Annotated in this window: 11 protein-coding genes; 2 read left to right on the plus strand and 9 right to left on the minus strand. The window is 65.5% G+C overall.

Going from position 1 to position 12506, the window contains the following annotated elements; all coding sequences use genetic code 11:
* Window positions 1–95: 95 nt before the first annotated feature.
* A complete protein-coding gene (locus tag AC0Z2B_RS30500; protein WP_476301695.1) occupies window positions 96–1058 on the minus strand; it encodes a zinc-binding dehydrogenase in 963 nt (320 codons plus the stop codon).
* A 139-nt stretch (window positions 1059–1197) separates the two neighbouring features.
* Between AC0Z2B_RS30500 and AC0Z2B_RS30505 the strand changes: the two genes are divergently transcribed.
* Both AC0Z2B_RS30505 and AC0Z2B_RS30510 read left to right on the plus strand, forming a co-directional pair.
* The gene (locus tag AC0Z2B_RS30505) at window positions 1198–3279 is read left to right on the plus strand and encodes a carboxy terminal-processing peptidase (RefSeq protein WP_416422976.1); all 2082 of its coding nucleotides are present in this window, start codon (window positions 1198–1200) and stop codon (window positions 3277–3279) included.
* A 217-nt stretch (window positions 3280–3496) separates the two neighbouring features.
* Window positions 3497–5329, plus strand: coding sequence for an EAL domain-containing protein (locus AC0Z2B_RS30510; protein ID WP_473005658.1), 1833 nt, complete (start codon window positions 3497–3499; stop codon window positions 5327–5329).
* On the opposite strand, the gene AC0Z2B_RS30515 is transcribed toward AC0Z2B_RS30510, so the two are convergent.
* From AC0Z2B_RS30515 to nirB, 8 genes are all read right to left on the minus strand, one after another.
* Window positions 5241–5708 (minus strand): tetratricopeptide repeat protein, encoded by a 468-nt coding sequence (locus tag AC0Z2B_RS30515; RefSeq protein WP_476301704.1) that lies wholly within the window; start codon window positions 5706–5708, stop codon window positions 5241–5243. The genes AC0Z2B_RS30510 and AC0Z2B_RS30515 overlap by 89 nt on opposite strands.
* Window positions 5702–6073, minus strand: a complete 372-nt coding sequence (locus AC0Z2B_RS30520; protein ID WP_416422974.1) for a hypothetical protein — start codon at window positions 6071–6073, stop codon at window positions 5702–5704. The genes AC0Z2B_RS30515 and AC0Z2B_RS30520 overlap by 7 nt, the downstream gene beginning before the upstream one ends.
* A complete protein-coding gene (locus AC0Z2B_RS30525; protein ID WP_416422973.1) occupies window positions 6070–6411 on the minus strand; it encodes a helix-turn-helix domain-containing protein in 342 nt (113 codons plus the stop codon). Before AC0Z2B_RS30525 ends, AC0Z2B_RS30520 begins: the two co-directional genes overlap by 4 nt.
* A 104-nt stretch (window positions 6412–6515) precedes the next feature.
* Window positions 6516–6983, minus strand: a complete 468-nt coding sequence (locus AC0Z2B_RS30530) for a YkvA family protein (protein WP_476301697.1) — start codon at window positions 6981–6983, stop codon at window positions 6516–6518.
* A 368-nt stretch (window positions 6984–7351) separates the two neighbouring features.
* Window positions 7352–8131 (minus strand): FKBP-type peptidyl-prolyl cis-trans isomerase, encoded by a 780-nt coding sequence (locus tag AC0Z2B_RS30535; RefSeq protein ID WP_475503800.1) that lies wholly within the window; start codon window positions 8129–8131, stop codon window positions 7352–7354.
* Window positions 8132–8295: 164 nt separating this feature from the next.
* A complete protein-coding gene (pcaQ, locus tag AC0Z2B_RS30540) occupies window positions 8296–9219 on the minus strand; it encodes a pca operon transcription factor PcaQ (protein ID WP_416422970.1) in 924 nt (307 codons plus the stop codon).
* A 127-nt stretch (window positions 9220–9346) separates the two neighbouring features.
* Window positions 9347–9709 (minus strand): nitrite reductase small subunit NirD, encoded by a 363-nt coding sequence (gene nirD / locus AC0Z2B_RS30545; protein ID WP_476301700.1) that lies wholly within the window; start codon window positions 9707–9709, stop codon window positions 9347–9349.
* A complete protein-coding gene (gene nirB, locus AC0Z2B_RS30550; protein ID WP_476301702.1) occupies window positions 9709–12267 on the minus strand; it encodes a nitrite reductase large subunit NirB in 2559 nt (852 codons plus the stop codon). The genes nirD and nirB overlap by 1 nt, the downstream gene beginning before the upstream one ends.
* Window positions 12268–12506 lie beyond the last annotated feature (239 nt).

Below are 12506 nucleotides of genomic sequence, written 5' to 3' on the forward strand. Positions count from 1 at the left end.
ACCTGGACGCGGCCTGCGGCCGCTGCGACGTGAATGCGTATACGCCATAAATCGGATCTGCGTAGCAGCGGCCGCAGGCCGCGTCCAATGCCACCTCACACCAAGGACGGATCGACGATCAACACCACCTTGCCCGACACCTGGTTGCTGGCCAACTCGGCGAACGCCGCCTCGGCATCACGCACCGGGAAGGTCCGCGCCACCTGTGGCTTCAGGCGCCCTTCCTCGAACAGCGGCCACACGTGCTGACCCAGGTCGCTGAGCAAATCCGCCTTGAACTGGTCGCTGCGGCTGCGCAGGGTCGAACCCAGCATCTGCACGCGCTTGCCCAGCACCTTGCCCAGGTCGATGTTGGCCTTGGTGCCGCCCATCAGGCCGATCAGCACCCAGCGCGCGTCCACCGCCGCCACCTTAAGGTTCAGGTCGGCGTAATTGGCGCCCACCGGATCCAGGATCACATCGAACGGGCCGAAGTCGCTCAGCGCGTCCAGGCCATCGCCACGCACCACGCCGCCCTGGGCGCCCAGCGCCTCGCAGTAGGCCAGGCGCTCGGCCGAGCCGACGCTGACCCAGGTGGGGTTGCCGAACGCCTTGCACAGCTGGATGGCCGCCGAGCCGATGCCGCTGGCACCGGCGTGCAGCAGCACCTTTTCACCGGGCTTGAGCGCCGCCAGCTGGAACAGGTTCAGCCACACCGTGGCGTACACCTCGGGAATGGCCGCCGCCTCGATCAGCGACAGGCCCGCCGGCACCGGCAGCACATGACGGCCGTCGACCACCACTTCCTCGGCCATGCCGCCACCGGCGAGCAACGTGCACACCCGGTCACCCACCTTCCACGACGAGCCCGGGCCCACTTCGCTGATCACGCCGGCGCATTCCAGGCCCAGCACCTGGCTGGCACCCGGCGGTGGCGGATAGAGGCCGGCACGCTGCAACAGGTCGGCACGATTGAGGCCGGCGGCAGCTGTCCGAATTTTCACTTGACCCACGTCGCAAACCGCGCTCGGATGGTCTACCCACTCCACATGTCCTTCAACGCCTTGCAATGCCTTCACAGTGCCTCCATAGTTGACTCATGACTGAGCCCGGTGCCTAGGCGCCGGGCTTGTTGCATTATGCGACCGGTTTCAATGAAACCGGCGAATTCAAAGACGGCCTAATATGCGTGATCAATTGTCCCCACGTCGAATCAGCATGAAGCATCTACTGCCCAGCTCCGCCCTTGCACTGTGCATCGGCCTCGGCGCTCTGTCGATGTCCGCCCGCACCTTCGCAGCCAACAGCTGGGATAACCTTCAGCCTGACCGTGACGAGGTGATCGCCAGCCTCAACATCGTCGAGCTGCTCAAGCGCCATCACTACAGCAAGCCGCCGCTGGACGACAAGCGTTCGGTGATCATCTACGACAGCTACCTCAAGCTGCTCGACCCGTCGCGCAGCTACTTCCTGGCCAGCGACATCACCGAGTTCGACAAGTGGAAGACGCAGTTCGACGACTTCCTCAAGAGCGGTGACCTGGACCCCGGCTTCACCATCTACAAGCGCTACCTTGACCGGGTGAAATCGCGCCTGGACTTCGCCCTGGCCGAACTGGGCAAAGGCGTCGACAAGATGGACTTCACCGGCCACGAGACCCTGGCCGTGGACCGCAAGGACGCCCCGTGGATCACCACCGAGGCGGACCTGGACAACCTGTGGCGCAAGCGCGTGATGGACGAAGTCCTGCGCATGAAGATCGCCGGCAAGGACAACAAGCAGATCCAGGACACCCTGACCAAGCGCTACAAGAACCAGCTGGCGCGCCTGGACCAGACCCGCAGCGAGGACATCTTCCAGGCGTACATCAACACCTTCGCCCAGTCGTATGACCCGCACACCAACTACCTGTCGCCCGACAGCGCGGAAAACTTCGATATCAACATGAGCCTGTCGCTCGAAGGTATCGGCGCCGTGCTGCAAAGCGACAACGACCAGGTCAAGGTAGTGCGCCTGGTGCCTGCCGGCCCGGCCGACAAGACCAAGCAGATCGCCCCGTCCGACAAGATCATCGGCGTCGCCCAGGGCGACAAGGAAATGGTCGACGTGGTGGGCTGGCGCCTGGACGAAGTGGTCAAGCTGATCCGCGGCGCCAAGGGCTCCGTGGTGCGCCTGGAAGTGATCCCGCACACCAATGCGCCGAACGACCAGACCAGCAAGATCGTCTCCATCACCCGTGAAGCGGTGAAACTCGAAGAGCAGGCGGCGAAGAAATCCATCCTGCACCTCACCGAGAACGGCAAGGAATACAAACTGGGCGTCATCGACATTCCGGCCTTCTACCTCGACTTCAAGGCCTTCCGCGCTGGCGACCCGGACTACAAGTCCACCACCCGCGACGTGAAGAAACTGCTGACCGAGCTGCAGAAAGAGAACGTCGACGGCGTGGTCATCGACCTGCGCAACAACGGCGGCGGCTCGCTGCAGGAAGCCACCGAACTGACCAGCCTGTTCATCGAGAAAGGCCCGACCGTGCTGGTGCGTAATGCCGACGGCCGTGTCGACGTGCTGGAAGACGAGAACCCGGGCGCCTTCTACAAAGGCCCGATGGCCTTGCTGGTGAATCGCCTGTCGGCTTCGGCCTCGGAGATCTTCGCCGGCGCCATGCAGGACTACCACCGTGCGTTGATCGTCGGCGGCCAGACCTTCGGCAAGGGCACCGTGCAGACCATCCAGCCGCTGAACCATGGCGAACTGAAGCTGACCCTGGCCAAGTTCTACCGCGTTTCCGGCCAGAGCACCCAGCACCAGGGCGTACTGCCTGACGTGGCCTTCCCGTCGATCATCGACACCAAGGAAATTGGCGAGAGCGCCCTGCCCGAGGCCATGCCGTGGGACACCATCCGTCCTTCGATCAAGCCTGCGGTCGACCCGTTCAAGCCGTTCATTGCCCAGCTGAAAGCTGACCACGACGCGCGCACCGACAAGGACGCCGAGTTCATCTACATTCGCGACCGCCTGGCGCTGGCCGAGAAGCTGATGAGCGAGAAGACCGTCAGCCTCAACGAAGCCGACCGCCGTGCCCAGCACGCCGACATCGAAGCCAAGCAGCTGGCGCTGGAAAACGCCCGCCGCAAGGCCAAGGGCGAGGCACCGCTGAAGGAAATGAAGAAGGAAGACGAGGACGCCCTGGCGGCCGAGCCGGACAAGACCAAGCCTGAGGACGACGCCTACCTGGCCGAGACCGGTCGCATCCTGCTGGACTACCTGAAGCTGAACTCGACGGTTGCCAAGCATTGATGAAATGATGGCCAATTGTCATCAAATGGTCATCCAGCTGTCGTGAAATAAGGGGCTGGGCACTGTAAGAGGTGCCCAGCCTTTTTTTCGCCCCGCCGTCGTAGCCGCTGCCGCAGGCTGCGCTGGCCCTGATGTGCACTGGAGACTTCCAGTGAGCCACGGGGCCAGCGCAGCCTGCGGCAGCGGCTACGGTGGGGTGTATACCCCCGAGGTAACCATGACCATCACCGAACAGCTGGGCGCATTGGCCACCATCCTGGCCCAGGGCAACCTGCACACCCTGTTCCAGCCCATCGTCTCGCTGTCGGAGCGGCGTATCCTGGGGTATGAGGCGCTCAGCCGCGGGCCGTCGAACAGCGCCCTGCACTCGCCCATCAACCTGTTCGCCGTGGCGCGCCAGGCCGGGCGCCTCAGCGAGCTGGAGATCGCCTGCCGGGAAACCGCCTGCCGGCGTTTCAGCGAGCAGAAGCTGGCGGGCAAGCTGTTCCTCAACGTGTCGCCCGAGTCGCTGCTCGAACCCAGCCACCAGCCAGGCATGACCCTCAAGCTGCTGCAGGCCCACGGCATCCCGCCCAGCGACGTGGTCATCGAGCTGACCGAGCAGACCCCCACCGACGATTTCCAGCTGCTGTACAACGCCCTCCACCACTACCGCGCCATGGGCTTTTCGATTGCCCTGGACGACCTGGGCGCCGGCTATTCGAGCCTGCGCCTGTGGTCGGAGCTGCGCCCCGACTACGTGAAGATCGACCGGCACTTCATCGACGGCATCCACCAGGACGCGCTCAAGCGCGAGTTCGTCGGCTCCATCCTGCAGATCGCCAAGGCCTCGCGCGCCCAGGTGATCGCCGAGGGCATCGAACTACCCGAGGAGCTGACCGTGCTGGCGGAGATGGGCGTGGACCTGGTGCAGGGCTACCTGCTGGCCCGCCCCCAGGAACATCCGCCCCACGACGCGCGGGTGCTGCTGCCGAAGCTGGACAGCAACCTGATGCCCCTGGCCGATGAAGGCAGCGACCTCAGCGCGCTGCTGATCGAACAGCTGGCGGTGCAGCAGGACATGCCCACCGCCGCGGTGCTGGAGGCGTTTCGCAGCCAGGCCAACCTCAACAGCCTGGCGGTGCTGGACGCCCAGCAGCAGCCCTGCGGCATCGTCCACCGCCACTCGTTGTCCGAGGCGCTGCTCAAGCCCTACGCCACCGAACTGTTCGCGCGCAAGCCCATCAGCCGGCTGATGAGCGAGGACTTCCTGGCAGTGGAGGTCAGCCAGTCGCTGCAGCAGGTCAGCCGCCTGCTCACCAGCCGCGCCCGGCAACGCATGGAAGAAGATTTCATCATTACCCTGGACGGCCGCTACCTGGGCCTGGGGCGGGTGATCGACGTGCTCAAGCTGATCACCGAAATGAAGATCCAGCAGGCCCGCCACGCCAACCCGCTGACCCTGCTGCCGGGCAACGTGCCGATCCAGCAGTGCCTGACCCGGGTGCTGCAGCAGGGGCGCGAGGCGGCCATCTGCTACGTGGACATCGACAGCTTCAAGCCCTTCAACGACATCTACGGCTACGGCCGCGGCGACGAGGTGTTGCTGTGCCTGGCCCAGTGCCTGAACGAGCGCGTGGACCCGGCGCGCGACTTCGTCGGGCACATTGGTGGCGATGATTTCATGTTGGTGCTGAACTCGCCCGACTGGCGCAAACGATTGAACCAGCTGCTGGAGGATTTCCAGGCCCAGTGCCGGCGTTTCTACCGCGCCGAGCACCTGGAGGAAGGCTGTTTCGTGGCCCACAACCGTCAGGGCCAACGGCAGGAGTTCGCGCTGCTGTCGCTGTCCATCGGCGTGGTGCATTTGCACCCCGAAGCCTGCGCCGACCTGGATGCCAGCCTGCTGGCCGAGCTGGCGTCCCAGGCCAAGCACCAGGCCAAGGTGGTGCCCGGCTACAGTATCCAGGTGTTGGACACCCTCAGCCCCGAGGTGCTTCGTAGCGCGCCGCCCGCTCAGGGTCTGGCGCCAGCCCCGGGCCACCCTGGCGGTACAGCTGCGCCAACTTGAACGCCGCCAGCGGGTGACCGCCGGCCAGGGCCTTTTCCCACCAATGCACCGCGGCTACCCCATCAGGGGCGCTGCGCAAGGTGCCCGCCAGGCTGATCACGCCCATCTGGTACGCCGCCCGCGCGTCGCCGCGTTCGGCCGCCAGGCGCAGCAGGCGCTGGCCCTCGTCGCGGGCCGCCAGGCCCTTGCCACGGAACATCAGGATATGGCCGTAGAAGCCCATGGCGTTGACGTCGCCCAGATTGGCCATGCGCGAGAATTGCCCTTCCAGCCACGCCCAGCCTTGGGGCTGGCGCACGAACCAGGGCCAGTGAAACAGCTGGCGTGCCACCCAGTAGCTGATCCGCGCGCGGAGCAGCCACAGCGTTTTGTTCACGATGTGCATTCTTCCGGGTAGCTGAACTCGAACACCCGCACCACTTCCGAGGCGTGCCAGGAGGCGGCGGCAACACCATCGGACGGCCCGGAAAAACGCCCCAGGCGCTCCACGCACTCAAAGAACCCGGTGCGCGGCAGGCGGCTGGCGCCCTGGCTGATCACCAGCGAGCTGCGCAGCGGCTGCTCGGCGCGGGCGTCGATGACGGCCAGGTACTCAAGGGCGGCGGTCAGCGTCTGCATGGCCGGGCTGGGCAGTTGCAGGCGCTCAAGCAAGGCGCGGTAGGTCAGCAGGTGGCGCTGGCGGCGGGCATGGTCCAGCTCGTTCAGCAGGCCATCCCACTGCTGGCGGCTGATGCGCACGCTCACGTCGGCTCTCCCCAGCCGGGAACCCCCAGCTCCCACGCCAGGCTTCGTCGAATGGCGGCGTCGGGTTCGCGCTGGCCAGACTCGATCATGGCCAGGTAGGACGGGCTGATGCCCACGGTGCGCGCTAACTGGTCCAGGGCCAGGCCCTTGGCTTCACGCAGTTCGCCCAGGCGCGAAAACGCCGGCGCAGCCTGCTCGGCTACCTGCGGCGCCGGCGCCTCGACGCTGGGCGCCGGGGCAACGGGTTGCCCGGCGGCGGCCAGCAACGCCTGGTATTGCTCCCACGGCAGCACGGCATATTCCGGCTTGCCATCGCGACTGATGACCTGAACACCCATTACAACCCCCTGTAGGATCACCATATGTAATCTGTAGGCATAATCCTTATGCCAAATATAGTAACAGCAGCAGGGTCGTAACGGGATTTTCTATTTCAACTTGCTTACATAGTCGGTTTTTCGCCGCTGTTGTGTTCAAGTTGCAAGGCGCGCGGGCTGGCCGGCAGGCGTTCCACCACCCGCAGCTTCTCGGGGCGCAGGCTGTCGCGCCAGGCCTTGAAGGCGGCCAGTTCCTTCTCCAGGCTGTTGACCACCCAGGCCAGCACGGCGATGTCGTCGAGCAGGCCGATGCCGGGTATCCAGTCGGGGATGGCGTCGATAGGGCTGACGAAGTACAGCAGGCCGGCGACGATCATCACCAGCGAACGCGGGTTGATGTTGCGGTACTCGCCGCGCCAGTAGGCCAGGCACAGCTCCTGCAACAGCCGTACGTTGGCCCTCAACTCGCTGAAACGCCCCGCCGTGCCCTGGCTCTTGCGCACCACGGCGAAGATCAGGGCCGGCAGTTTGCCGCGGTTGAGCAGGCGCTCGGCCAAGGGCAGGAAACGGGCAAAACTCCAGGGTGCTTTCATTGCCCCTCCGGGGGAAACAGGGTGGCAGGGTTATCCACAGTTATTGTGGATAACCTTGTGAACAGCGGCCGTTTTAATGGCGCAAAGCCAGGTTTTTCAAGGCTTGCGCTTAGATCGGGCGTTTTTTACACACTTTGAGACGTTGAGGTAAATCGTTTGCGCCTGGCACCTTCTTGAGACTGTTCAGCCATCCAGCAGGTTCAATCCTACCGTAGCCGCTGCCGTAGGCTGCGCTGGCCAGCGTGTGCCCCGTGAATCTTCAGCAAGGCACAAGGCCAGCGCAGCCTACGGCAGCGGCTACGGTGACGAGTGCGCGGGCAAAAAAAAACGCCCCGCAAGGCGGGGCGTTTTTCGGGCAGGGCTGCGAATTACTTCGAAGCAGCCTTGTCGGCCTTGTCGCCATCAGCAGCGTCAGCCTTGTCGGCGTCAGCAGCGGCAGGCGCCTGGTCGGCCTTGGCCGGATCCTTGATGGCCAGCAGTTCCAGGTCGAATACCAGCACCGAGTTGGCCGGGATTTTCGGGCTTGGGCTCTGGGCACCGTAGGCCAGGTCAGCCGGGATGAACAGCTTGATCTTCTCGCCAACGTGCATCAGTTGCAGGCCTTCGACCCAACCCGGGATCACGCCGCTCACTGGCAGGTCGATCGGGCTACCACGCTCGATGGAGCTGTCGAAGACGGTGCCGTCGGTCAGCTTGCCTTCGTAGTGGACAGTCACCACATCAGTCGGCTTGGGCTGTGGGCCGTCGGCTTTCTTGATGATCTGGTACTGCAGGCCGGAAGCGGTAGTGACCACGCCTTCCTTCTTGCCGTTCTCTTCCAGGAATTTCTTGCCGCCAGCTTCAGCTTCGGCGTTCATCTTGGTCATGCGCTCTTCGGCACGCTTCTGCAGCGCAGCGAAGGCTTCGACCAGTTCGTCGTCCTTGAGCTTCTGGGGTTTCTTGCCGACAGCATCTTCGATGCCTTGGGCGACGGCCTTGGAGTCCAGATCGTCCATGCCTTCCTGTGCCAGGCTCTTGCCCATGTTCAGGCCGATGCCGTAGGAAGCTTTCTGCGCCGGGGTTTTCAGTTCCACGCTGGAATGATTGTCGCAACCTGCGAGTACCAGAGTGACCAAGGCAACCGCCGCCGCCAACCGATGCTGTTTCATGCTATTTCCTTGTTCATGCGCCAAATGGGCAATCGAGTAAAGCCGCGAGCTTATCAGGCGGCCACGACCAATGGCTACCGGCATGAGAGCCGGAAAATACAGATAAGTTCAGGTGTTTAAAGGGTTTCATCTGAATGATGGCAAACCTTACCAAAATCTTACATTCAGGCTTCGCGATAACTGGCCGCCACCTCGCGCACCACATCGCACAGCCACTGCGCCGGCAGCGACAGCGCCAGCGAGGCGTTGCTGCAGATGCCCACCGAGCCGCCGGGCTCGCGCACGCCCAGGTCCAGCTCGAACAGTTCGCCCTGGCGGATGTCCAGCAGTACCGCGTCGCGCGGGGCCACCCAGATGGCGTCGCTGCTGAGCACGTAGCGGCGGCTGAGGGTCGGCGACAGGGTTTCCAGCCGTTGCGCCGCCGGCTCGATGGCGCACTGCACGAACAGGCTGTCGGCGTGCTTGCGGATGGTGGTGCCGGCCAGCGGCAGCACGAGCGGGTAGCGGTTGACCTTGCCGCGGTCGGTGGGCACCTCGCCCAGCAGCGGGTGGCCGGGGCGCACCACCAGGGTCATGGCCTCGCTGTACAGGTGCTCGAACATCAGGCCCTGTATTTGCGGGTTGTCGGTCATGCGCCCGATCACCAGGTCCAGCTCGCCCACGTGCAGCTGCGCCAGCAGGTGCGCGCCGGGGCCGGTGGCCACGCTGACCACCAGGGCGGCATGGCGCTCGTTGAGACGGCACAGCACCTCGGGCATCAACCGGCTTTCCACGGTGGACAGCACCCCCACCTTCACCTGCGGCGCCTCGTGCTGCTCGCTGCGCAAGGTGCTCACGCCGTCGCGCAGCGCCTGTACGCAGGGCGCGGCGTAGCGCATGAAGCGCACGCCGGCGGGGGTCAGCTCGACACCGCTCTTGTCGCGGTCGAACAGGCGGGTCTGCAGCAGGTCTTCCAGCTCCTTGAGGGTCTTGGAGATGGCCGGCTGGCTGATGGCAACGGCGTCGGCGGCCTTGGCGAAACTGCCCTGGCGGGCGATTTCGAGAAAGCACAGCAGGTGGCGGAATTTGATGCGGGTGTCGAGGTTCATGGCAGGATATTACCACCCCCATCCCCCCCGTAGCAGCTGCCGCAGGCTGCGTCCGGCCCCATGCGGTGGGTCAGGCAATAGGCGGGACGCGGCCTGCGGCCGCTGCTACGGGCAGGGTGTAGACGGGTCACGTGGCTATCTGGACTTCGTCGCCGTGCAGGCGCACGGGCCAGGTGCGCAGGCGTTCGCCGGGTTCTTCCAGGCAATGGCCGTCCGCCAGGGCGTAATGCTGCTTGTACAGCGGCGCTGCCACCACCAACTGGCCCTTGAGCTGGCCGACGATGCCCCGGCCGATCACGTTGGCGCCCGAGCGCGGGTCGTGGTTGTCGATGGCGTGCAGCACCTGGCCGTCCGGGGCGTCAGGCAGGTAGAACAGCGCCACCTGGGCGCCGTCCAGCCACACCACCACGCCGCTATTGGCCACCAGGTCGCGGCGATGGCACACCGGCCGCCAGGCCTGGGCTTGCACAGCTTTATGGGCGTTGTTCATCACAGGGCCTCCTCGGCGAGCGGGATCAGTTTCAGTTCATGGTGGGTGGCGGGCCGGCGCTGGCCGCGCTCCTTGACGAAGTGCACGCCGGGGTCGTCGCGGCGGTCGTTGACGAAGGTGCGGAAGCGCTTGAGCTTCTCCGGGTCTTTCAGGGCGTTGGCCCACTCGCATTCGTAGCGGTCGACCACGTGCTGCATCTGCGCTTCCAGCTCGGCGCCCAGGCCCAGGCTGTCGTCGATGATCACCTGCTTGAGGTAGTCCAGGCCGCCCTCCAAGCTCTCGCGCCAGACCGAGGTGCGCTGCAGCTTGTCGGCGGTGCGGATGTAGAACATCAGGAAGCGGTCGATGTAGCGGATCAGCGTGGCGTCGTCCAGGTCGGTGGCGAACAGCTCGGCGTGGCGCGGGCGCATGCCGCCGTTGCCGCTGATGTACAGGTTCCAGCCCTTCTCGGTGGCGATCACGCCGACGTCCTTGCTCTGCGCCTCGGCGCACTCGCGGGTGCAGCCCGACACCGCGAACTTGAGTTTGTGCGGCGAGCGCAGGCCCTTGTAGCGGTCCTCGATGAACAGCGCCATCTTCACGCTGTCCTGCACGCCGTAGCGGCACCAGGTGCTGCCCACGCAGCTTTTCACCGTGCGCGTGCTCTTGCCGTAGGCGTGGCCGGTCTCGAAGCCAGCCTCGATCAGCTCGCCCCAGATGTCGGGCAATTGGTGCAGCTGGGCGCCGAACAGGTCGATGCGCTGGCCGCCGGTAATCTTGGTGTACAGGTCGTATTTCTTCGCCACCGCGCCGATGGCGATCAGCTTGTCCGGGGTGATCTCGCCCCCGGGAATGCGTGGCACCACCGAGTAGGTGCCGTTCTTCTGCATGTTGGCCATGAAGGTGTCGTTGGTGTCCTGCAGCGGCGCCAGCGAGGGGTCCATGATCGGCTGGTTCCAGCAAGAGGCGAGGATGTTGCCGACGGTGGGCTTGCAGATATCGCAGCCCACGTGGCCACGGCCGTGGCGCGCCAGCAACTCCTCGAAGCTGTGAATGTCGCCCACCCGCGCCAGCGCGTAGAGCTCCTGGCGGGTGTAGGCGAAGTGCTCGCACAGGCTCTTGTCCACGGCCACGCCGCGGGCGATCAGCTCGTGCTCGAACACCTGCTTGAGCAGCGCCGCGCAGCCGCCGCAACCGGTGCAGGCCTTGGTCTGCGCCTTCAGGCTGGGCAGGTCGCCGCAGCCGCTGTCGATGGCCGCGCACACCGCGCCCTTGGTCACGTTGTGGCAGGAACACAGGGTGGCGCTGTCGGGCAGGGCATCGGCGCCCAAGGCCGGGGCGCCGTCGCTCAGCGGCAGGATCAGGCTGGACGGATCCTTCGGCAGGGCGATGCTGTTCTGCACGTACTGCAGCAGCGTGTCGTAGTAGCTGTTGTCGCCCACCAGCACGGCGCCGATGACCTTGCCGCCGCACGGCGACACCACCAGGCGCCGGTAGCTGGCGTTGGCCTCGTCGATGAAGCGGTAGCTTTTCGCACCCGGCGTGGCAGCGTGGGCGTCGCCGATGGAGCCCACGTCCACGCCCAGCAGCTTGAGTTTGGTAGACATGTCGGCGCCGCCGAAAGTGGCCTCGCCCTGCCCCGCCAGCAGCGCCGCGACGTTGCGCGCCATGCTGTAGCCAGGCGCCACCAGGCCGAACACGCTGCCGTTCCAGGACGCGCATTCGCCGATGGCGAAGATAGCCGGGTCGCTGGTGCGGCAGTGCTCATCCACGACCACGCCGCCACGCGCGGCAACGTCAAGGCCGGCGCTGCGCCCCAGGGCGTCCTGGGGGCGGATGCCGGCGGAGAACACCACCAGGTCGGTTTCCAGGAACTCGCCGCCGTCGAAGTTCATGCGGTAGCGATAGGCCTCGCCGGCGACGATGGCCTGGGTGGCACGGGACACGTGCACGCCTACGCCCAACGCCTCGATCTGCGCACGCAGGGCGGCGCCGCCGTCGCTGTCCAGTTGCACCGGCATCAGCCGCGGGGCGAACTCCACCACGTGGGCCTCCAGGCCCAGGGACTTCAGCGCGTTCGCCGCCTCCAGGCCCAGCAGGCCGCCCCCCACCACCACGCCACGCCTTGCGCTGCGGGCGGCCTGGCGGATGGCGTCAAGGTCGTCGAGGGTGCGGTACACCAGCCGCGCGTCGCCTTCGGAGCCGGCAATGGGCGGCACGAACGGGTAGGAACCGGTGGCCAGCACCAGCTGGTCGTAGGCATAGCGGCCCTGGGCAGTGACCACCTGACGATTTTCACGGTCGATCTCCAGCACCGCTTCGTCCAGGTGCAACTGCACGCCGTGGTCGGCGTACAGGGTGGCGTCGCCCAGGGCCAGCGCCTCGGCGTCCTTGCCGCCGAAGTACTCGGACAGGTGCACGCGGTCGTAGGCGCGCTGGCGCTCTTCGCCGAACACCCGCACCTGGAACTGCGCCAGGGCCCCGCGCTCAATCAGTTGCTCGACACAGTGGTGGCCGACCATGCCGTTGCCGACGATGATCAGTTGCGGGCGCGGCTTGAGCGTCATGAATGCGTTCATGCAGGTTTTCCTCGAACAAAAAAAAGACGCCTGGAGCCGTTAAGCTCCAGGCGCCTTTGCCTGGTATCTGTGTGGGGTGCCCCTGGGTGCGATCGCCGTTGAACGCGGGTGGGCTGATAGTCTCAAAGCAGGTTGCATGCCAACACGGGATTTACCCGTAGCCGCTGCCGCCAGGCTGCGCTGGCCCTTGCGTACACTCACAAAATCCTGGTTGCAATACCGGCCAGCGCAGCCTGGCG

This window comes from Pseudomonas sp. GYB4201 (assembly GCF_056312595.1).